This window comes from Lachnoanaerobaculum gingivalis, from assembly GCF_003862475.1.
In the GTDB taxonomy this organism is placed as follows: domain Bacteria; phylum Bacillota; class Clostridia; order Lachnospirales; family Lachnospiraceae; genus Lachnoanaerobaculum; species Lachnoanaerobaculum gingivalis.
This window is the reverse complement of sequence record NZ_RRCO01000001.1, coordinates 725755-747585: the sequence shown is the minus strand read 5'-3', so window position 1 is coordinate 747585 and position 21831 is coordinate 725755. Positions and strand designations below refer to the sequence as shown.

General features: G+C 33.2%; 21 protein-coding genes. All 21 read left to right on the top strand.

From position 1 onward, the window contains the following. Positions 1-7 precede the first annotated feature (7 nt). The 21 genes from EHV10_RS03435 to EHV10_RS03335 all read left to right on the top strand — a co-directional run bounded on the left by EHV10_RS03435 (position 8) and on the right by EHV10_RS03335 (position 21791). The gene (locus EHV10_RS03435; protein ID WP_007595584.1) at positions 8-433 is read left to right on the top strand and encodes a hypothetical protein; all 426 of its coding nucleotides are present in this window, start codon (positions 8-10) and stop codon (positions 431-433) included. Between the two features lie 19 nt (positions 434-452). After that, positions 453-881, top strand: a complete 429-nt coding sequence (locus EHV10_RS03430) for a hypothetical protein (RefSeq protein WP_009220546.1) — start codon at positions 453-455, stop codon at positions 879-881. Positions 882-1044: 163 nt separating this feature from the next. Beyond that, positions 1045-1572, top strand: coding sequence for an FHA domain-containing protein (locus EHV10_RS03425; RefSeq protein ID WP_128673415.1), 528 nt, complete (start codon positions 1045-1047; stop codon positions 1570-1572). Positions 1573-1577: 5 nt separating this feature from the next. Beyond that, entirely contained in the window at positions 1578-2069 is a 492-nt protein-coding gene (locus EHV10_RS03420; RefSeq protein ID WP_009220548.1) for an FHA domain-containing protein, read from the top strand. A 29-nt stretch (positions 2070-2098) separates the two neighbouring features. Next, complete coding sequence (locus tag EHV10_RS03415) at positions 2099-2914, top strand: protein phosphatase (protein WP_128673414.1); 816 nt, start codon at positions 2099-2101, stop codon at positions 2912-2914. Positions 2915-2923: 9 nt separating this feature from the next. Beyond that, positions 2924-4762 carry a PP2C family protein-serine/threonine phosphatase gene (locus EHV10_RS03410; RefSeq protein WP_128673413.1) on the top strand — a complete coding sequence of 613 codons (1839 nt, stop codon included), beginning with the start codon at positions 2924-2926 and terminating at the stop codon, positions 4760-4762. A gap of 22 nt (positions 4763-4784) precedes the next feature. Continuing rightward, entirely contained in the window at positions 4785-6065 is a 1281-nt protein-coding gene (locus EHV10_RS03405) for a hypothetical protein (RefSeq protein ID WP_128673412.1), read from the top strand. Positions 6066-6091: 26 nt separating this feature from the next. Next, complete coding sequence (locus EHV10_RS03400) at positions 6092-7588, top strand: DUF4280 domain-containing protein (protein WP_128673411.1); 1497 nt, start codon at positions 6092-6094, stop codon at positions 7586-7588. A gap of 16 nt (positions 7589-7604) precedes the next feature. Next, entirely contained in the window at positions 7605-9236 is a 1632-nt protein-coding gene (locus tag EHV10_RS03395; protein ID WP_128673410.1) for a leucine-rich repeat domain-containing protein, read from the top strand. Between the two features lie 95 nt (positions 9237-9331). Beyond that, positions 9332-10063, top strand: coding sequence for a leucine-rich repeat domain-containing protein (locus tag EHV10_RS03390; RefSeq protein ID WP_128673409.1), 732 nt, complete (start codon positions 9332-9334; stop codon positions 10061-10063). A gap of 93 nt (positions 10064-10156) precedes the next feature. Further along, the gene (locus tag EHV10_RS03385; protein WP_128673408.1) at positions 10157-10849 is read left to right on the top strand and encodes a hypothetical protein; all 693 of its coding nucleotides are present in this window, start codon (positions 10157-10159) and stop codon (positions 10847-10849) included. A gap of 39 nt (positions 10850-10888) precedes the next feature. Beyond that, a complete protein-coding gene (locus tag EHV10_RS03380; RefSeq protein ID WP_128673407.1) occupies positions 10889-13489 on the top strand; it encodes an acetate and sugar kinases/Hsc70/actin family protein in 2601 nt (866 codons plus the stop codon). Between the two features lie 18 nt (positions 13490-13507). After that, entirely contained in the window at positions 13508-14284 is a 777-nt protein-coding gene (locus EHV10_RS03375) for a hypothetical protein (protein WP_128673406.1), read from the top strand. 19 nt (positions 14285-14303) lie between these two features. Beyond that, positions 14304-15269 carry an FHA domain-containing protein gene (locus EHV10_RS03370; RefSeq protein WP_128673405.1) on the top strand — a complete coding sequence of 322 codons (966 nt, stop codon included), beginning with the start codon at positions 14304-14306 and terminating at the stop codon, positions 15267-15269. Positions 15270-15313: 44 nt separating this feature from the next. After that, positions 15314-15790 (top strand): hypothetical protein, encoded by a 477-nt coding sequence (locus EHV10_RS03365; RefSeq protein WP_128673404.1) that lies wholly within the window; start codon positions 15314-15316, stop codon positions 15788-15790. Beyond that, entirely contained in the window at positions 15787-17139 is a 1353-nt protein-coding gene (locus EHV10_RS03360) for a hypothetical protein (RefSeq protein ID WP_128673403.1), read from the top strand. Before EHV10_RS03365 ends, EHV10_RS03360 begins: the two co-directional genes overlap by 4 nt. A gap of 37 nt (positions 17140-17176) precedes the next feature. Then, positions 17177-18418: a hypothetical protein gene (locus EHV10_RS03355; protein ID WP_128673402.1), complete on the top strand. Its 1242-nt coding sequence runs from the start codon at positions 17177-17179 to the stop codon at positions 18416-18418. A 47-nt stretch (positions 18419-18465) separates the two neighbouring features. Further along, the gene (locus tag EHV10_RS03350) at positions 18466-19902 is read left to right on the top strand and encodes a DUF4280 domain-containing protein (RefSeq protein WP_128673401.1); all 1437 of its coding nucleotides are present in this window, start codon (positions 18466-18468) and stop codon (positions 19900-19902) included. 19 nt (positions 19903-19921) lie between these two features. Continuing rightward, positions 19922-20641 carry a leucine-rich repeat domain-containing protein gene (locus EHV10_RS03345; RefSeq protein ID WP_128673400.1) on the top strand — a complete coding sequence of 240 codons (720 nt, stop codon included), beginning with the start codon at positions 19922-19924 and terminating at the stop codon, positions 20639-20641. A 24-nt stretch (positions 20642-20665) separates the two neighbouring features. Beyond that, positions 20666-21253 (top strand): hypothetical protein, encoded by a 588-nt coding sequence (locus tag EHV10_RS03340; RefSeq protein ID WP_128673399.1) that lies wholly within the window; start codon positions 20666-20668, stop codon positions 21251-21253. Beyond that, the gene (locus EHV10_RS03335) at positions 21246-21791 is read left to right on the top strand and encodes a hypothetical protein (protein WP_128673398.1); all 546 of its coding nucleotides are present in this window, start codon (positions 21246-21248) and stop codon (positions 21789-21791) included. The genes EHV10_RS03340 and EHV10_RS03335 overlap by 8 nt, the downstream gene beginning before the upstream one ends. Positions 21792-21831: the final 40 nt, after the last annotated feature.

The following is a 21831-nucleotide window of genomic DNA, read 5'->3' as shown; positions in this document are numbered from 1 at the left end:
TAGCACAATGGGAATTAGATTCAGAGTAACCGGTTCAGAAGTAGCGGACTTTGATGAGAGAAGTATTGTAAATGCTGAATTTTTATCAGAGTCACCGAAAGATTCCAATGCTAAGGCGACAGATTATGGCTTAGGAGTCAAGGTATGGGGACGAGTTTTGTACAATGTCGGAGCTGACAGTGATGACGTATTAAAGTTGGCAAAATGGTCTCAAATACCATCTGAAAATGCAGATTGTTACAGAGTGGCAGAGGTTACAGTAGTTTCAGCAGGAGCTGTTGTAAGGAAGTATGTCATTCCAAATGCTTTTGTTGTAGAGTATTCTGAGAGGGCAGATGATGTGAACGGAACAGGAGAGTTTTACATTCATATCCGTCAAAAGAAGGATAATAATGCGAAAGTGACTGTAGAAGGCGGATATGCCGGAGAATAAGGAATAGGAGGGTTTAAGCATGGCATATAAAGTAAAAATTGAGGGTAATGAAAGTTTTGAACTGGCAAAGGAATGCGTAAACAGTGTGTTTTTATCTACTGATATTCCGATTGATTCAAATGCACGTACCAATGATGCCGGTGCTACCATGGAAATCACAGGAAAGATTCTGACTGCGGTAGATGGAGATCCTTTTGATTCTACAAAAAACATGGCACTTTGGTCAATGGTTCCTGCACAGAGCAAAGATTGCTACAGAAAGGTTACTGTAGAGCAGATTGTAGCAGGAATTACAAAAAGAAAATATGTATTTCCTAATGCATTTGTAGTTGCTTATACAGAGAGGCATGGAGATGAGGAAGGCGTTGGAAACTTTACTCTTGTAATAAAACAGAAAAAAGATAAAATGGCAGGTCTGATAGTGGAAGGCGGTTATGCAGCCGAATAACAGATAATCAGCCGTTAGAAATGTAGGCTGTATGACTTGTCATGCAGCCTTGTTTTTTTATAGTGTTGGCGTCAGGGAATTATCGCCTTGCAGCAAATACCGTCATGTAGACGAGTAGGGAGAATAAATCACCCCTACTTGAATAAAAGTAGGGGAGAGATATATGAATAAAAGATGTTTAATTGATATTTTAGGTATAACTATGGCTATATTGTGCGCCATAATTACAGGGATCTTTGGAAGAGCATGGAATGGCGGATATATATTTTATATGTTTTCTTTTTTAGTTTCAGGTTCTTTGATTTATTTTTTGATAAAGGACTTTTCTTTAAAAAGAGAAAAGATACAAGATACATTTTTGTCAGAACTTGTACTTTTAAGCGAGGAAAATACAGTTATAAGAAGTTGGAGTATATTAGGGAAGAATTCGGTTGTAATAGGAAAGAAAAATAGTGAGGAAGATATAGATATAGACCTGTGCGATACTGCTTTTGGTGGAACGGTAAGTGATATTCATGCAGTACTTAATTATGTGGAGGGGCTCTGGTATATAGAAGATATGCAGAGTAAGAACGGAACACAGATTAAAGGTTTTTTAGAGGATAAACTTTATAATATAAGAGACGGACAAAGTAGACTTGTAAAAAACGACTATATTTTTATTGGACTGAATAAATTACAGATAAGGTAAGAGTTATGGGAAATTTAATACGATGCAAAAATGGACATATGTTTTCAAAGAGAAGATATGGAAATATATGTCCATACTGTAACATGGATATGACTGAAAGAAAAGAAATTGAGGAATCTTTTGATGACGAGGAACTTGAAGAAAGTCTAATCAGAATAAAAACAAAGCCTGTGTGTGCATGGTTGGTATGCATTAAAGGACCGAGGTATGGAAAGGATTATAGAGTAGTATTTGGGAAAAACTATATAGGAAGAACAGATGCTATGGATATTCAAATTATAGGTGATAATGCAATAAAACAGGAAAATCATGCTATTTTATCCTTTGATGAAAGAGACCTTGAAGGAACTTTGATATGTACCGAAGGAGGAGGGATTACCTATTTAAATGGAAAAGCTGTGTATACACCTCAGGTTTTGGAAACATATGATGTAATTACCATGGGTGAGAGCGAGTTTTTATATATTGCTTTATGTGGTAAGCAGTTTTCATGGTAGAAACTAAGAACAATAAGAGGTAAATAAATATGGGAACTGCTTTTTGGGCAGATGTAATCTGCATTACAATTGCTTTTGGAATTTTAATCATGAGAATATGTATAAAAATTACGGAAGAAAAAAAACGGATATTTGATGCAGAGGCTGTGCTTGATATAGGAAAAAGACAGATTCAGGCAAATGCATATGGACTTAAAAGAATGAATACCGGTATGATGGCGATTCTTACAGCAGGAGAAGGAAGAGATTATGTCGGAAAAGTTGCAGCACTGACAACAGTCAGAACTTTTACTAAATTATATAATCAATATGACAGTACACAAAGTCCGGATAATTTCTTTGAAAAGGCATTTAAATTAGCTAATACAAATGTTTTAAATACACTGGAGACAGGAAAAGCATATGCAGGTTGTCTTATACTTAATAGAAATATACTAAAGTATGGTATTGTCGGACATATGAATGTTTATGTATTTCGTGGTAAGGAACTGATACTTCTTAGTAGGGGACAGATTATGGAGGAACTTATAAAAGAAAAAGTAAATAAGGGACTTTTAAGTAAAGAGGCGGCACTTAGAATTTCAGATATAAACAGGGCATATAACTTTGTAGGAAGAGATGATTATATGTCTCCTCTTGTAAGTAGTAGCGAGATAAAATTAAAGAAAAAAGATATAGTTGTTATGATAACTGAAAGTGTACAAAACAGTATTTCAGTTAGGGAAATTGAAGAGGTTCTTGTAAAAAAGAATGGATGCAAAGAAAAAGCGAGAGAGATTATAGAAGTTATCAAGAATAAAGATGAAGAAACGGCTAATCTGGGACTGATACTTATTGGAATATAGGAGGGGACAATGCGTAAGCAAAACAGCAGATTTAATACAAACTTTATTTCAGAAGAGGGCAGTGCACTTAAAAACAGTGATTATTTTGCTTATGCAGAGCTTGATAATTTTGCCTGTTATGTATTGGCAGACGGTATTGAGGATATAGCAGATACCGAGTCTGCAAAGGAAGCGGTTGAAAGTATAATTGCAAAATTTCAGGAAAAACCGTCAATGTCAAAGACGAGTATACATAAGTACCTAAAATATGCCAATGAAGTACTTTTAAAGGCTGAAAAGTACATGAGATTGAAAGCGTCAATAGTAGTTGCAATAACTGATTATGAAAGTTTACGTTTAGCCTATGCCGGAAATGCAAGAATAAGGTTATACAGAAATAATAAGGTTTTTTACAAAAGTACCGATACATCTCTAAGTACTGAGATGGTATCAAAGGAGTTACTTAGTGAAGATGCCCTATCAAGGCATGAACAAAGAAGTAATCTATATGCATACTTGGGGCAGAAGAATTTTTCACCTGTGATATCAGGGAAAATAAAGCTTTTTGATACAGATATTTTAATTCTCTATACAAAGGGCATTTGGGAAAATGTGTCCGAGGGAGAAATTGATAAGATTTTTGAAAACAGTGGAAAAGATCCAAGCGAATGTCTCGGAGAAGTGGAAACTGCTCTACTTGATAAAAACAGAAAATATATTGACAATTATACCATTGCAGGAATTTATATTGATAAAGTATTTATTGAGTCGGACACAAAGAAGAAAAAAAGAAGAAGGCTTATTTTAATCGGTTCGATTGTTGCTGTAGTTTTAATTTTGGCGACATTTATTGCTTTTTATTTTTATAGTCGGTATAGAAGAGAATTGAAAGAAGATATGGATACACATTATGATAAGATGCTTAAATTTATTGAAATGGAAAATTATAAAAAAGCGGATACAGAATGTGAAGAGTCTATAAAGAAGGCGGAAAGCCTAAGAGATAAGGAAATGAAAGACTTGCTTTATCACTATGAACAAGTTATAGAGGGAATACTTGAGGTAGATGAAAAATATGATGGGAAAAGTTATAGTGAAGCAAAATCCCTGTATGAGCTGGTACTGGATGAAATTCCATATGCGGATAATGCCGGGATTTCTTATGTAAAAGGAAAACTTAATTTTATATCAGGATATGAAAGCGTAAATCTGAGCCTGGATAATGGAGATATTCTTTTGGATTCCGAAATATATGATAGGGCAAGAGAAAGATACCTTGATGCAAAAAATGAGGCAAGAAAGATTGGCTATGAAGAGGGAAAGTTAAAGGCAGAGGCAAAACTCTTAGCAGTGGATCAAGCTATTGCAAAGGATCAGGAGGGAAAACAAGCTGAAGCGGATAAACAGTCAAAGAACTTTCAATCGGCAAATGATATGTTAAGTGCAGGAGACGAGGCATTAAGTAAGGGGGATTTTTTGTCAGCAAGAGCAAATTATAATACAGCAAAGGATTTATTGGAAAAATCAGGCGAAAGTGCCGGACTTGCTGAAATCGAAGAAAAAATTTCTACAGCAGATAAGAAAATCAATGAAAGTGAGGAGGAGAAAAAATCTGCAAACGGCTATGCAATTACAGGAGATGAGGCTTTTTTAAGAGGTGATTTTGAAACAGCAAGGGAAAACTATGAGTATGCAAGAAGACTTTATGTCAAGCTTAATGATGAGATAAACACCATAGAGATGGATAAAAAGCTTAATGATGTACAAAAAAGGATTGATGAGAAAAAACAGAAAGAAGCAGTACCCTCCACAGCGACTAATGAATCTACGGTACAGCAAACAAGCGAGTCGGAGTCTTCTTCCAACTGATATTATAGGAGTTGATACGGATATGGGATATTTAGACGAATTTGATGTAAAAAAATATGTGAAGGACAGACTTTCCGAGATAAAGGATGAAGATGAATATGCTCTGGCTAAAAGTGTTTTATATGAAGGCCTGTATAAGATGAGTGAAGTATTTGAAGAAAGATTCAAAACATTATATCAGAAAGTATATGATGAACTGGAAGATAGGAAAGAAAGTTATGAAATTGCGATAATGTTGCTTTCAAAAAAAGAAAAGGTATTTTTAAAACGATTTTATCCTATATCTGAGGAAGATGTATTAGAGGAGAATGATGCAATAGAAGAAAAACAAAGAGAAAACAATGTGAAAGCTGTATATTTAAATGCAACGGACAGTATTTGCAAAAATTTTTCAAAGGATAAATTGAGAGTTACTTTCACAAAAGAAAGAGAACAAGTGGAGATTTTTGTAAAGCCTAAGAAAGCTTTTCGATACAGGAGAGAAGTAGCTAATTTACATGAAACTTTCTCACACAACGGGCTTATATGGGATACTGTAAATACAGTATATATTGATCGTTTTTTTGATATTGACTTGTCAGATATTCCGGATGATGCAAGAGGAGTGGAAGTGGACTATGGGAAATACTCTGATATGATCAAAGAAGATATATATCCGGTATGGAATATAGAAAAAACTATATTTAAAAGCAGCACTTTTTTGAGTCCAAGTAACGACGGATTGTACTATGAGAGGGAGATGGTATTATCAAAAGATAAAGAAGTAGCATTAAGACTGATAGCAAAAACAGAAGGAATGGTCAGCATAAGACATGAAGATGAAAGAATTTTTATAAAGTCCTATGAGGAAAGCTACAGTGACCTTACCGGCTATAATATCTTTGATATTCGTTATACAAAAGAAGAATTACCCATAGATTTAATAAGTAATAAAAGAAAAGAAAACATGATTGGAAGATGGGAGAAAAATAGAAATGTAAAAATACATACCAAGGCAGAAATAGAAAGGATAATTGAAGAACTGGATATTTCAGAGTATATATCTTTAAAATCCTGTGAAAGGTTTGAAGCTGTAGAGGAACAATTTTTAAAAGAAGAAGATAAAATCTTACCTGATATGAATAGTTTTTTTGAGGGAGAGATTGCGATAAAGAAAGACAGCCCCAAATTAATTTTAAGGTTCCTAAGAAACAGTGACAGCAATCTTTGTGAGGGGATGGTAAGATACGCTGTTTCACAGGTTGATCTTGGTTTTGATGAGTATAGTTGTGTAGGTGTTTTGGAAAATAGTTATAATTTATAATTGTAATCAAGTAAGGGTGAATAAGTATGGCTGAAAACGGTAAAACCAATTTACAGAAAATGTATGATTATCAGGAAGTGGTAGGGAAAGGATATTATGATTATGTTGTAAGGGGGGCTAAAGTAGTTTGCAACTATGGAAGTAGCTCATGTGTGTTAAACTTGATAAATAGAAATGGAATTTATACAGCAGATGAAAAGCAACTAATTACATCAAATGATTATAAGTCTGACAATGTAAAAGGTTTTGGTATGTGTAAGAAAAATAAAAACAATTGGTGTAAATGTAAGCCGGAATTGAGAGAGTGGTCAGATGTTGTAAATATTAATTTAATAATATCAAATGAAGATGCTAAAAAACCTGGTAGAGCAGTTACACAGAATGCAACAACAATATGTTCAAAAGGGGGAATAGTTTCATTTCAAACATCAGGTCAAAATACACCAAGCTATAAAAATGAGTATATAAAAGGTGCTGTAGAAATAGTTGAGGATGAAAAAGGAAGTTGGAGGCGAGGGAGAGATAGAAAGGATTTTATCGGTCATGTAAGGGTTAGAAATTCGGGTTTATATAATTTTGGCATAGAGTTTTATAATAATACAATTATAGAGGTACCTGGGTTTATATTTGTTTATGAACATATACGTGGTAAAGCTTGTTGTATAGGTGAGTACGAGATAAAAAAGCATGATATAATTAGAGAAGACAGGTTTCCGGAAGAAATATTATATATTGATATAGATTCTCATGAGAGTAAAACAGTTGCATACCACTGGAAATATTGGATAGATATTAAACTTTATGCGAATAGAGATTATTATTTCGAGATAGATTGTAAGAGAGAAAATGCATTTGATTATAAACTGATTGGTAATCAGGATAAGATAATTTCTAATGATATAGGTTTAGTGCAATGGATGTTACCTCATACATGTGAAAACTGGTTTGCAACAAATACTGGTTTAGTTACTGTAAAAAGATATATTGTTTACTTAGATGAAGTGAATTCCTATTTTTTTCAAAAGGCATTAGAAGATGAACAATTTATAAAGGAATCTAAAGATAAGTTGAAAGATACTATATTGGGAGGAATAAAAACAACAGTTATTACTACAGCAGGATTATATAATGCAGCAGTAGGGGTTTACGCTACTGCAATAGACTTTTTAGCAACAAATTTTTTTGAGTCAGAAATAGATATATTGCTTAAGCAAATGTCTGTTTATAATAATGTGATAGAGTGGGGAGGAAAACTTATAAAGATAGACATATATGAAGATAATAGATATACAAGTACAAGTAATATTTATGATGTGGAGGGAAGAAGAACAGAAGTTTCATGGTACGACAAGAATAACAAAGAGGGCGATGTCTATACACTATATGGTGAAAAGTATATGTGGGGGGAGATAAAAAAGCTCAAGAATAAACCAAATATTGAATTAAAAGCCTCGGTTAATGATTGCAAGATTGGCACAAAGAATATGAAAGATATAATTAAATTATACAATTTTTCGGAATGAGTATATAGGTGATTATATGTTGAAGAAATCAAATAAGAAATTCGAATGTAGTTTTTTATGCATAGTTATTTTCAGTATAATTATTATTTGTATTCTCTACACAGTATTAAATTTTAGAGGACATATAGTTATAAAAAATAACAAAGTTATTGGTTACAAATGGGGTATAGTGGAAAAAGTAAAAAGGGATGTGATTATAACCATACCTGAAGGTACGACAGAGATAATGTATGGTGCTTTTGCAAATTGTATTTTTATTAAAGAAGTACATATGCCTGAGAGTGTAAAAATAATACACGAATATGCTTTTAAAAACTGCATTAATTTGAGTAATATAGATTTTGGTAAATCTTTAGAAACAATTGAGTATGGTGCTTTTAGTAATTGTTCCACGCTTGAGTTTGTGGAGTTACCATCTTCTGTAACTAATATTGGTGAAGAAGCATTTTTTGGCTGCACAAACCTGAAAAAAGTGATATTACCTGAAAATTTAAATATTATAAGGCAGGCGACATTTTCTGAATGTAAAAATCTTGAAATCATACAATTAGGAAATGTTGAGGTCATAGAAGGCAGTGCTTTTAGCGGATGTTATAACCTTATAGAAATAAATATACCAAATAGTATTACTCAAATTGGCGAATATGCTTTTGAAGAAACGAAGTGGCTTAAAAGCTTGCCTACAAGCCCCTACGGATTAAAATGTTATAGGCATATTTTGTTTAAATCGATCGATAGTGAAGAAGATATTATAATACCGAATGATATTACAGTGATTGCAAGTGGGGCATTTAGGTATTCAAAGAACCTAAAAAGTATTTCTTTACCGGAAGGTTTAAAATATATAGAGAACAGTACTTTTGAAGAATGTATAAATCTTGAAGATATTTTTATACCTGAGAGTGTTGAACATATAGGATTTTCAGCATTTTATAATTGTAAAAGTCTGACTGACATATCAATACCGGATTTAGTAATTGATATACATAGTTGGGCATTTAAAGGTTGTGAGAAACTGAGTAGGATAGTATTGCCTAAAAATCTTAAATACATTGGTAAAGAAGCATTTGGTGATTGCATTGAATTAAAAAACATATTAATTCCAAATAAGGTTGAACAAGTAGAATGGGGAACTTTTTCAGGTTGTATAAACTTAGAAGATGTGAAGTTTGAAGGGTGTCCTGAATATATAGGGTATGCATTTCAAGATACAAAATTCTACAATAATATTAGAGAGGATGAGTATGGCTGCAAATATGTGAGTAATCATCTTATAGAAGCCTTGGATAAAGAAACGCAGGAGGTTGTTATAAAAGAGGGAACAGTCAGCATAGCAGATCATGCCTTTTACAATTCTAAAATAGAAAGTGTGGTATTTCCAAAAGAATTAAGAGTAATTGGTTCAATGGTTTTTGGCGAATGTGAAAATTTAAAAAATGTAGAGTTTCCGGAGGGGGTAACTTATATAGGCTACAGATGCTTTTTTGATTGTAAAAATTTAAAAAAAGTTTATATGCCGAAGTCTATGGAGAATGTTGGAAGCGAAATATTTTTAAATTGTAAAAAATTAAAAGAAGTTGCTGTAAGTAAGGCGATAGCCGACAGTATTGAATTTAATGAAAATGTTAAGCTGATATATATAGAGTAGGATGTAGAAGTCATTACTATTGGAAAAACTTGCTATATAGTTTTGATTTACTTATATACAAATTGAATTAAAAGACATAAAGATAAGGTGGCTTAATGAGAAGTTGCAATAGATGCAGTAAAAAGAAAATCACATTTTTAGTATTATTCATAATTATATCCGTTGTAATATATATTGGGTTAAACTTTCAACACAAGTTTATAATCGAAGACAACGTTCTACTGGAATATAAAAGAGGGATTTTAGCAGATATTATGCCCAAAAAGGAAATTGAGATTCCGTATGGTGTGACAGAGATTGGAGAAAAAGCTTTTAAAAATTGTTCAGAGTTAAAAAAAGTAGTTATACCTGATAGTGTAGTAAAAATTAATTCTTGTGCTTTTTTAGGTTGTAAAAATTTAATAGAGGTTAAGTTACCCGAGAATGTAACAGAAATCTCATTTGCTTGCTTTGAAGGTTGCAAACATTTGAGAACGGTAGTACTAAATGAAAAATTAGATAATATTGACATGTTTGCTTTTGCTAATTGCAAGGATTTGGAGTATATAGACTTCCCAAACAGTATTAGGAAAATAGATGAATTTTCATTTTGTTATACCGGTTTAAGAAAAGTAGAACTTCCGGAAGGCTTGGAATATATAGGTGGAGAGGTATTTATGGGTGCTGAGAAATTAGAAGAGATAAAGTTTCCAAAATCACTGGAAATAATAGATGCAAAAGGATATCTTTTTGATGAGTGCCCAAGCTTAAAAAAAATAATATTACCAAAAGGGTTTTCTTTAGATTTGAAGTATGATGATGCTGTAAATGTGGAGTATTATGAATAGGAATAAGATAAAGTAGCGGATATTGTTAAGTGGAGGAATGTTAAAGTACTTTATAAACAATAAAACATTCATTATTAAAAGTAGGAGCAAAGTATGAACTGTATATGGGAAATTGTATTAAAAGCAAAGAAAAACGGATATAAATTGGAGGAACTTAGATTTATAAACAGTAAAAGTCCCAGCCCGTATACGGAAAGTTCTTTTGATTTTTTAAATTATGATACAGTTGAAGATACGGAATTGGAAGTGAATCCTTTGTATCGTTTTTCAAATGAACTGGGTGATATATTTTTGCCGGATATAGTAGGATATGAACATATACGAGAACTATTTCTGGATGTGATGATGCATTATATTGCAGTATGGGATCTTAGGAGCGGAACGGATAAAAAGGAGCTTAGGGCGATGTATATCTTAAAAGAGATAGAGTCGGGAGCATTTTTGAAGAGATTTAGAGAGACACTATTTTATCTTGGCTTTGAAAAGGCGAAAAGAATTATATTTTGTCTGCTTGATTTATATAGCTGCGGTGATTATATCACCATTTTTAAAAAAGCATTGAGAGAGCTTTATCCAAACTCCAATCTTTACATTCATAGTGAGGATGTTAAAAAACTTATTCTTTTTACAGGGGTGGATAAGACAAAAAAAGATATTGAAACAATAGAAATGCTTAAAGATATGTTCTTGTCATTGTCTTATGAAATGGATGTCTTTTGGAAACATCATTTTGGTGTCATAGGAGTAGGTGAGAGTATGAGAATCGGAGAGATAGCAATATATTAGGCTATTATAAAAATAAAGGTATAGGACGGTAGGAATGCTATGGGCTATAAGCTTAACAGAGAAATAAAAGTGGAACAGGCTGCACTGTATTCAAGAAGCGAGCTTGAGTTAATGAGTGAATACAGACTAAGGGAGGTTTGTCGTAGGGAGCATATAGTAAAGGGACTTGATAAGAACCTGACAAATGAAGAGCTTATAGAGATGATTCTTTCATATTGCCAAAGCTTTGAAGATGAGTTGATAAGAAAAGAGATACCCGGTGGAAGGGAACGTATAGAGCAAGTTCTTGATAAATTCAGCATAAGAGAGCCGGAGAAAGAAGAACTTCGCATATCCGGAAAGATCAGTATTTATGAAGGTGCTGCATTAAATTTTTTAGATGATTATAAAATTGAGTACAAAGATAAATTCTTAAATACAAATGCTCTGATTGTAAGTGGAGATAAAAAGGTGTGTGCCGTCTTTAATGTTGTAGCAATGGGAGATAAAAAGGATTCTTTATATTTGGTAAAAGAGGCGGATCTGCCAGGTGTTGCTACAGAAATCAAGGATTACAGCCTTTATCTTATGGAAAGAGAGGCTTCCGGATTTATTTATCATACATATATGGGAAATGAAGAAGGAAATACGACACTTCTAAGATATAAAGCCTATAAACTTCCTATAATGGACTTTGAAGTACTTCCACTTATAGATTTACATATGCCGATAGCTCTGGATTTGGGCTCTACCAATACAACTGTTGCCATGTATGCGGACAGCAGCTATTACAGACAGATAAATACTGCAAAGCAAAGAGGTATAAAGGAAAATACTATCTGCCATACACTGTTTTTTGAATCTGTTGGTGGAGAAAATTTTACAGAGATGATGATTCCAACAGTTGTGGCGGTAACAGAGGTTAAAGAAGGTAGTATAGAGTACGCTTTCGGGAGAAAAGCTTTGTGGTATGCCAATCTAAGCTATACGGATAAAGGATTTTCAGTATTTTATGATATCAAAAGATGGGTAGGAGATTTTGAGAGGAAGGAAGAACTCACAGACTCAAAGGGAAGGTACAGATACGTACAAAGAATAGAGATTATAGGGGCATACCTAAGGCATGTACTGGACATTACAAGGGACAGTTTTAAATGCCGTATAAAAGAGGTGTATATTACAGTACCGGTAAAGCAAAAGCATGTGTATGAGCAAATGCTTAGTATTCTGTCGGAAATGCTATCGGTAGAAATAAAGGTTACTTTGGATGAAAGCACGGCAGTACTTTATAGTTTTATAAGTAAGATGAGGGAGAAAAATCGCTTAAAAGACGGTGAAAGCTATAAGGCACTGATAATGGACTGTGGAGGAGGAACCACGGATCTTAGTGCCTGTAAGTTTAAGGTACATGCAAAGGGTGATATACAGACCTATATCATGGAAAACAGCTACAAAAACGGTAATACGGATTTTGGAGGTAATAATATTACCTACAGAATAATGCAACTTCTAAAACTGAAAATTGTATCCAAACTTCTTGGACTTGAGAAAGATCTTGGAAGTGAAGTGATTGATGAACTCTCAGGAGATCCTTACAGATATATTGATGAGGAAAGTGTGGAAAGCTTCTACGAGGGTTTGCAAAAAGCTTATGAAAGTGTGGAAGAAATTTTACCTACTGCTTTTAAGAACTTTGAGACCTATGGAAAGGAAGGGTATTACAGGGTAAGAAATAATTACTTCTTTTTATTCACCCTGGCAGATGAAATAAAACAAGGACTTTTTTCGGGAAATGATATCGCTATAGAGGTACCGGAGGATAAGAATATAAAGTCGGGACTTCTAAGGCTTGAGGCGGATCGTTATAAGATTTCTGTATTTAAAGAAGATAAGCTTGAGATACTGGAGGAAATGCCAAAGATAAATTTTAACCGTTATGAAGTGGAAAAGCTTATTGCCGGTGAAATATATGCGGTTATGAAAGCATTTATGGAAAGACTTTATATAAATGGGGAACTTTATAACTTTGATATGATAAGACTTACAGGGCAGTCCTGCAAGATCGGTCTTTTTAGAGATGCACTGAAAGAATTTGTACCCGGTAATATGATGCAAAGTGGGGGAAGTGTTAAAAAAGAAGAACTTAAACTTGCATGTGTCGATGGACTTATGAGGTATCTGTATGATAAGCGTACAGGATATGCAGGTTTTGATATTCGAGAAGAAGAAGCACTGATACCATATAAGATTAAGGCATTGTCCTATTCAGGCAAAGAGGAAGTACTAATTGACGGTTTTGAAAGTAATAAAATGACCGGTAGTTTGTTAAGAAGTTTGGAGGATATATTACTTAGAATGTATCTGTATGATGCTTCGGAGAATATAAGATACGAATATCTGTTTCACTTTAAAAAAGATGAGGCAAGAGAGACTGACAGGATGGAACTTGCCGGAAGATATAGCGGATATATTAAGCAGGAAGACACTGATGATATACAAAATGGAGAACTGAAGATATTTGCCTTTGTAGACTATAAAAAATGGGGATTTCAGATAGTACCGGTATATAGGTTGAAAGATATATTATATGCAGGAGAGGGGCAGGAGTATAAGTTTGAAACCGACGAGTGGATTTGTGACTTTTTTGATGGAGAACACTAAATATAGAAGGAGAAGCTAATGGAAAACAGATACCCTTTGTTTGAGAACGGAAGAATCTTAAAAAAAGAAGCACTTGAAATAATAAGAGACTACCCAAGGGATCTGCTCTCAATTCTTTATGATGGATATACAAACGGAGTTATAAGAGGCCTAAGATTAAGCTCAGACCATGAAAATAAATGTATTATCATAGGAAAGGGAATTGTAAAGCTAAAAGGAGAGGTATATCAGATACATAAAGAAATAAAAGTAGCCTACACGAATGCCGAGAAAAGGGAGTATTTAAAGTTAAAGCGTAAAGAGGTAAGGGATAAAGACTTTATAATAAGCGAAATAGAGGCTTTTCTGTCTGAAGAGGAAGAAAATAGTGATGGAGAGATTTTGCTTTGCGACTTTTTGCTCAAGTCGGGGTTTATATTAAGGGATACTTATCTTGACTTTGCCGACATGAGATCTGAGTATGATACTATACATCTGATGAATGCAGATTATGCAGGTTATGGTGAGAAGTCATTTAATATAGATGTATTAAAAGCATATGCTAAAGAATACCTTAATACAAAAAAATGTGAAGAAACTGACAGAATCTTTTGTTATATGGTCATAAACAGTATGGAAGGAATAGATAGAAGTATTATAGAAAACTATATTGCATTTAAAGAAGGGAAGCTAAAGGGAACCCACTTAAGCAATAAAGAAATTTATACCGGACTTTTGGATATATTAAACAGTGCAAAAGATCCGGACGGACAAAAAAACACAGGCTTTATGCAAAGAAAGATCTTGGTGGATTAGCAGCAGTTAGGAGGAAAAGATGTCAAACATAATGGACTGCCCTTACGGACACAGGTTTTCAAAAACAAGATATGGAACAATATGTCCGCACTGCGGTTTTGATCTGGACACTCCTGAAAAAGTCTATGTAAATTTAAGAAAAGAATGTGGACTTTCCCTAAAGGAAGAGAGACCGGTATGTGCATGGCTTGTATGTATAGAGGGTGTAAGACGAGGAAAGAGTTATGTAATAAGCTTTGGAGAAAACTTTATAGGTACGGACAGAGACAATGAGATACAGATACTTGGGGATGAGAAGATGCCGGGTAAGTTTACATTGGTGTTTTTTGATAAAGAGACAAGAGAAGCAAACCTGATTCCTGCAAGAGCTGACGGAATTGTATATATGGATAATAAGCCTGTATATGATAAATATGTTCTTAAAAATAAAGATATCTTGGAAATAGGTGAGAGTAAGTTCATGTATGTGGAGCTTTTATCCGCAATCATCAAATATTTTCCGGGATTTGAATATGAAGAGATAGATAATGAGGATAAAGAAAAACTGATAAAAAAAGAGAGAAAGTATAGGAAGCTTAAAAGAGAAAAACCAACGGAGGAAGAAAAATACAGAGATAAAAGGGTAGGTAAAAATCTTTCTTTTGAAGAAGAAAAGCCGATTTATGCATGGCTTGTATGTATAGAAGGAAAGCGTCAAGGAAAGTCTTACAATGTAGTGGAAGGAAAAAACTATATAGGAAGTCATGATATTATGAGCATACAGATTATAGGAGATGAAGATATAAGAGATAAGAATCATGCTGTTATAGCCTATGATACAAGAAATTTGCAAGGAACACTTCTTGGAGAAGAGTCAATGGGATTTGTAAGGCTAAATGAATCGGCAACATATACATCGAAAGATTTAAAAGAAGGAGACATCTTGGAGGTTGGCAAGAGTAAGTTTTTCTACTTTGACTTTGCAAAAGAATACCATCAGTGGTAGAAACATGGAACAATAAATATAAAGAGAATAATTATGGAGAAACTATGAAAGGAAACTTGCCATATTTTTATATAAAAGAAAATCTTGAAAATACAAGAGGGATACGAATATATACTTTAGAGAATATTCCAAGTAATATAGATGCTCTTAATGAAAGATTTTATGAAATGCCAAGAGAGCTTGTTCTTGAAATAGAAAAAACAAAGAATTTTATATTTCCTGATTTGATGATGAATGTATATCCTCTTATTTCAGAAAGATTTAGAGAGGTATTGCTTCTTTTTGATATAGAAATCTTTGTAAAAAGAGTTATGCTGATAGATAAAGAGAGTAGAGAGATGCAAAGCTATTATTTGCTTTATACCGAAAATCTGCTAAACACTGATTTCAATAATTTCTTTAAAGCTGTCAGGGAAGAGAATAAAAAGATAAGATTTATTGTAAATCTTGATTTTGCAGAAAGTTTAATAAGAAGAGATGTTAAGGGAATAGAGTTTGTGGAAGTGGAGGAGAGTGTATGAGAGAAAACCTTATAAAACTTGATATTTTTGATGTACTTGCGGTAACGGGATATGAAGCAAAACATGAGGTGGGCAAGCATGGTAGGGCAATAATAAGAGCCATAATAGAAGAAAAAAGAGAAGAAGAGTATATTAATACTGCCCAAAATACAAGATGGGTAAGGGTTAATGCCCTTGATGAAACAGATAAAGAGAGTACGATATTTTATGGACTGCTAGAAAAGATATGTTTTTTTAAAGAAAGTGGAAGTTTCCTTGTTGAATTGGAATTGATCACAGGAAGTTCTTTAATGGAAGAAAAAGTACATACAAGAGGATTTTCTAAGGGTACCGGAGAATATGCTGATATACTTAATGCATTAAAAGAAGGATATGAAGAGTCATACTATATAACAGGAGAAGACGGAAAGGGAGTATTGCCCGGATTTTTGGTACAGTATGAAGAAAATGACTGGAACTTTATAAAAAGGATTGCAGCTTTAAAGCAGACAGTGGTAATGCCGGATTATCAGAGTGAGGGGGTAAAGTATTTTTTCGGTATGCCAAAAAGAGAAAGCAAGGTTTTAACTTCTGGTGATGTGCGTATTGTTGTAAATAAAGAATATACAGTTTATGAAGTCAAATCAAGGGAAATCCATTGTTTAGGAGATAGAGTAAGCTTTAACAGAAGGGACTACCGTATAGTGAAAATTTTATCTAAAACAGAGGGAAGTGAACTTTACCATACATATTATTTAACACAGGATATAGACTATATAGTAAAAAAAGAAAGCAAGTATGATTTAAAAATAATAGGAGCATCACTTTACGCTAAAGTTACAAATGTAGAAAAAGAAAAGGTTAAGATAGCAATAGAGGATATAGAAAATAAGGATGAAGAAATAGAAAGATGGTTTGATTTTTCCACTGTATATTCTTCAAGTGACGGAGCGGGGTGGTATTGTATGCCGGAAGAGGGAGACAGCGTAAGACTGTATTTTCCCACAGAAAATGAAGAAAAAGCCTATGTTTGCAGTGCGGTACATGAAAATGAGGGCGATGGAATACGAACCGATCCTGAAAATAAGATTTGGAGAAATAAATACGGAAAGGAAATAAGACTGACACCGGACGGTATAACCATAAAAAGCGATACGGGAGATTATATTGAACTAAATGACAGTACAGGAGTCAAGATAGTAAGCAGTGGAAGTATTTTGATAAAAGCAAAGGACACTGTTGAGATAAGCAGTGAGGATTCAAATATATCCATGGTGGCAGGTAAAAGGATTATGCTTTTACAAGATGATACACAAATAATATTAAAAGACGGAATAACTGTGAGTGGTGAAGGTATTCATATAAGTTGAAAAATGTGTTTTTGGTGTGAGCAGAAAGGGATTTTTTATGCTGATTATAGAAAATTTAGAAATAGAAATAGCATTACCTATTTATCTGGTTGAAAATTTTGTTATAAAAACTGTTCCAAACATGCATACCTGCTGTAATATTAACGGGGTGTTGGAGGAAAAACCCGGAGAAACAATTCTTACAGACAAAAAGGATATGGATATCCATATAAAATACAAAGGAAACACTGTATTTAGAGGATTTGTGGAAGAAATAAGCATTCATTCATCCGCCGATGTACATTATTTTGACCTTAAAGCATATTCATACAGTAAAAAATTAGACAATAAAGAGCATACAGAATTATTTCAAAATATAGAAAAAACTTATAGTGACCTTGCATGTGATGTGGTTAGAAGATACTCAGGAAATATCGGCAACTACAATATAAAGGATAAGGAAATTGAAAGGCCTGTACTTTGCTATAAGGAGAGTGCCTGGGCATTTGCAGTTAGGATGGCATCCCACATAAAAACATTTCTGTATCCGGGTATGGAATATGATAGGCCACATATTCATATGGGCATACATACAGGGAATATGATTGAGCCCGGAGGTATTATAAGTGAGAGCAGAGATCTGATCAAGAAAAAGGAGAATACAAGTCGGATAGAGTATAGACTAAGGACATATAACTCTTATGATATAGGTGATAACATAGCATTAGATAATAAGATTTTAACTTTATATAAAAAAGAGGTGGAGTTTACAAAGGGTGAACTGATATTTAATTTTCAAGGAGTTGAAAGGTCATATATAGACGATATGATATATCCGCTTGGAAATGAAAATATAATAGGTTTGAGCCTTATGGGAAAAATTAAGAAATATAAGGATGGGAAAGTATACTTAAGACTTGATATAGACAAAAAAGAGCCGGATTATGGATTTGAGTGGTATCCTGAGACCGGAAATGCATTATATGCGGTACCTGATGTAGGAGAAAAAGCACAACTTTATATATCAGGTATGGGAACAGGAGATATGTATGTAGTACGAACCTTCGGCAGTAAAGGTAGTGATGAAAATAAAAAGCAATTTGAAGTTGGAAAGAAAAGTCTTAATTTCTCAAAGGAGGGAATAAGTTTCATTGCAGATGATATACTGACATTAAATGATAGAAGATTCAAGCTTACAGGCGGTAGAGATTTGAGCATAAGTGCAGCTGATAAATTGACTATAAAGGCAAGAAATATAAGACTAAGCAGTAAAGAAGAGATAGTGTATATAAGTGAGTAAAATTCTGTAGCAGTAATGGAGTACAAATCCGAAGAAAGGGGTGCAAAGTGGCAGACGGTATACAGAAAATGTATGAGCATCAGGAAATGAAGGGATATGGAGGATATGAATATGTGGTAAGAGGTGCAGAGGTTTCCTGCAGCTATGGAAGCAAAACATGCGTATTAAACTTGAAAGATGATCATGGAGTGCACACTTCAGATGGAAGGCCTTTAATTACAGAAAATGACAGTACTACTGACAATATAAAAGGCTTTGGAATGTGCAATAAAAACAGGAGTAAACCTTGTGAATGTGACCCTAAACTTGGAAAGTGGTGGGCTACCGATAATTCAAACATGAAAATATTTGATACCGCAGTTGGTGAGGAAAGTTATGCCGTTATGGAGGACTCTTTAGCCACATGTAATAAGGGTGGTTTAGTTTCATTTAAGACATCAGGGCAAACTTTACCAAGCTATGATAATGTGAAAATAAAATATGCTGTAGAAATAGTTGAAGATGAAAAGAAAAATTGGAGTCGCAAAAGTGACAAAAAAGACTTTATAGGTCATGTAAAGGTTAAAAACTCAGGAATTTATAATTTTTGTATATATATAGACTATAATATTCGTAAGTCAATCACAGATCTGGGTTCAATTTTTATCTATTGGAAAAATATGTTGGGATCTATTAAATATATAGGTGCATACGAACTAATTGAAAAAGTGAAGGGAAGTGGTGAGATATGTATCTATGCTGAAATAATTTTAAATAGCGGAATAGAATATTATATTGAGATAGATGCTCCCAACATGTACCAGTTTGATTATGTACTCAAGGGGAATTTGGACCAACATATATTAAAAAAGGTGAAAACTGAAAATGGTGAAAGGGAGGAAGTATCAGGGGTTTGGGTTATTAATAAAGAGCATGAAGACATATACCCTACGAATTATGAAAAAATGGTAAAAGAGAATCATCATGGAGCTACAAGAAGTATATACTATCTTAACTCATGGTACGCTTTGCTATTAGAAAAGCTAATTGATAATATTATAGATTCGAGGTCAATACCAAGGTGGGTAAGTAATATCCTAAATGTTACTGCCATCAAAGTAGGTATGGATAGTACAAGTGCAGGAGTGGCTCTTTCGGTCTTATTATTAGGATTTGATAATATATATGATGCTAATCTAAAAAAATTCAGAGATAACCTTAAAAAAGTAAGTTCAAATAACGACTATATAATAATTGAAGTGAAGAGTAACAGATATCCTGGAGACTGGATTTATGAACGGGATAGACCAGTAATAGTGTATAATTATTATCACTATAATTTTTCAGGGAGTTCTGAACTATGTATAGGCAGACAATTAGAGGGAGTAAAGTATGAAAAAGGAAGCTTTAAGTTATTATATAAATTTGATACAAGTATAAGTGTAAACGATGTAATCAATAATGAAATAAAAAGAATATGTGACGATATGGAAGGTATTAATTAGACCAAAATAGGAGATTGCAATGGTATATAATAGTAAAAAGTATAATAATGTTTTAATTACTCTGTTTATATGTGTTATCTTATGCTATATCATTTTAAATTTTCAATCTAAATTTCTAATTGAAAATAATGTTTTAATTAAATACAAAATGGGTATTTCAGCATATATAATGCCAAAGAAGGAAATTAAAATTCCTGATGGGGTAATGGAAATTGGAGAGAGTGCTTTTAAAAATTGTTCTGAACTCAAAAAAATTATTATATCTAACAGTGTAGTTAAAATTAATTCAGCTGCATTTTCGGGATGTAAAAATTTAACAGAAGTAGAGTTGTCGGAAAATTTGGTGGAAATCCCACTATTTTGTTTTGAAAGTTGTGAAAACTTAAGAACAGTACATTTAAATAAAAAACTAGAAAATATTGGGATAGCTGCTTTTGCAGGATGCAGTAATTTGCAGTACATAGAATTTCCTGAAAGCATAAAAAAAATAGGAGAACTGGCATTTTGCTATACAGGTCTAAAAAATGTAGAATTACCGGAGGGTTTAATATATTTAGGTGGTGAAGTTTTTATGGGAGCGATGGATTTAGAAGAAGTAAAATTCCCAAAATCGCTACGGTATATAGATGCAGAAGGTTATCTTTTTGATGAATGTATAAAATTAAATAAAATCAAGTTACCTGAAAGCTTCCATTTGGATATTAAATATGAGTCTGGAGTTATTATAGAGTATTATTAAGTTGAATTTATTGAGAGGGCTACTATGAGCAACTATATCGACGAAAAAATTATTCCACTTAAATTAGAATACTGTGGGAATGAAGATATGTCTCTAAAAGAAGGGTATTTTATAGACGGTAAGCTTGAGATTTTTATAAAAGCTTCATACTTTAATGATGTCATATCCATATACACCCCTTCATCTTTTATAGATATGCCAAAAGAGATAAGAGAAATAAAATATCCTACCAATTTTAGACCTGAGATAATAAAAACAAATCTTGCCGGAGATGTAAATCTAAGTATTAGCCTTATTAAAGTCAGTGAAGATACAGAAGTAAAAACTTTGGTAACTGATTTTAAAAATCTGCTTTCAAAAGCACATACCGGGATAAAGTTTTTAGAATATGATGAATTGGAGAAAGAAGGATGTGTAAAAATGTATTGCTTTGATTTTATTATACCCGGAATAGATGAGAGAATATATCATAAAACAGGTCTGGGGAAGATAGGTAGAGAAACAGTGCAGATTATGTTTAATTGTAGGGAGCCATTATCATGGGCATGGAAAAAAGCTGTGAATGACATACTTCAAAATATAAAACCGGTAAGAAAGAAGACAAATGAATAGGGAAAAACAAAAAAAGGAATATTTTAAAAGTTTCAGATACAGGTGGCTCAGCGAAAAAATTCGGGAGTATAGAGATTATAATATACAGGATTTATCTGAAGAAATAAAAAGCATACTGTCAAATGTGATAGAGGAAAAGTGGATATATAAGCTTAAGTATCTTATATTATTTTTCCTTAATACAAGTATTTATACAAAAAGCTATAAAATTATGCTATATGCCTCAGATGAGGGCTTGTATATAGATAAACCTTTAGGTATCAGGTATTGGATTCCGGATTTTATGAAAAAAGATTCCTTTAAAATTCGTGAAGAAATGATGGAGGGTATAGGAAAACATTTGTTAAGTGAGCCGGAGATAGAAGAAGGAATAAGGTTTGTTTTAAAGGGATATGAAGATATCATTTCAATTCTTTGGAAAAAAGCCTTAGAGTCGGTAATCGATACGGATATCTTTAAAGATACATCTAAAGAGTTATTATTTCTCTTTGGTGAATATATGGGAGAACTAAAGCAGGTAAATCCAAATATGCACTAAGTAAAGCACTAAAAAAGTAATCATCCATAGGAGGAGGTAG

Coding starts and splice junctions, on each gene's coding strand:
- EHV10_RS03425 (WP_128673415.1), top strand. CDS start 1,045: ATGAATAAAAGATGTTTAATTGATATTTTAGGTATAACTATGGCTATA.
- EHV10_RS03355 (WP_128673402.1), top strand. CDS start 17,177: ATGCTGATTATAGAAAATTTAGAAATAGAAATAGCATTACCTATTTAT.
- EHV10_RS03390 (WP_128673409.1), top strand. CDS start 9,332: ATGAGAAGTTGCAATAGATGCAGTAAAAAGAAAATCACATTTTTAGTA.
- EHV10_RS03385 (WP_128673408.1), top strand. CDS start 10,157: ATGAACTGTATATGGGAAATTGTATTAAAAGCAAAGAAAAACGGATAT.
- EHV10_RS03415 (WP_128673414.1), top strand. CDS start 2,099: ATGGGAACTGCTTTTTGGGCAGATGTAATCTGCATTACAATTGCTTTT.
- EHV10_RS03335 (WP_128673398.1), top strand. CDS start 21,246: ATGAATAGGGAAAAACAAAAAAAGGAATATTTTAAAAGTTTCAGATAC.
- EHV10_RS03395 (WP_128673410.1), top strand. CDS start 7,605: ATGTTGAAGAAATCAAATAAGAAATTCGAATGTAGTTTTTTATGCATA.
- EHV10_RS03365 (WP_128673404.1), top strand. CDS start 15,314: ATGAAAGGAAACTTGCCATATTTTTATATAAAAGAAAATCTTGAAAAT.
- EHV10_RS03400 (WP_128673411.1), top strand. CDS start 6,092: ATGGCTGAAAACGGTAAAACCAATTTACAGAAAATGTATGATTATCAG.
- EHV10_RS03380 (WP_128673407.1), top strand. CDS start 10,889: ATGGGCTATAAGCTTAACAGAGAAATAAAAGTGGAACAGGCTGCACTG.
- EHV10_RS03370 (WP_128673405.1), top strand. CDS start 14,304: ATGTCAAACATAATGGACTGCCCTTACGGACACAGGTTTTCAAAAACA.
- EHV10_RS03430 (WP_009220546.1), top strand. CDS start 453: ATGGCATATAAAGTAAAAATTGAGGGTAATGAAAGTTTTGAACTGGCA.
- EHV10_RS03420 (WP_009220548.1), top strand. CDS start 1,578: ATGGGAAATTTAATACGATGCAAAAATGGACATATGTTTTCAAAGAGA.
- EHV10_RS03360 (WP_128673403.1), top strand. CDS start 15,787: ATGAGAGAAAACCTTATAAAACTTGATATTTTTGATGTACTTGCGGTA.
- EHV10_RS03405 (WP_128673412.1), top strand. CDS start 4,785: ATGGGATATTTAGACGAATTTGATGTAAAAAAATATGTGAAGGACAGA.
- EHV10_RS03410 (WP_128673413.1), top strand. CDS start 2,924: ATGCGTAAGCAAAACAGCAGATTTAATACAAACTTTATTTCAGAAGAG.
- EHV10_RS03340 (WP_128673399.1), top strand. CDS start 20,666: ATGAGCAACTATATCGACGAAAAAATTATTCCACTTAAATTAGAATAC.
- EHV10_RS03435 (WP_007595584.1), top strand. CDS start 8: ATGGGAATTAGATTCAGAGTAACCGGTTCAGAAGTAGCGGACTTTGAT.
- EHV10_RS03375 (WP_128673406.1), top strand. CDS start 13,508: ATGGAAAACAGATACCCTTTGTTTGAGAACGGAAGAATCTTAAAAAAA.
- EHV10_RS03345 (WP_128673400.1), top strand. CDS start 19,922: ATGGTATATAATAGTAAAAAGTATAATAATGTTTTAATTACTCTGTTT.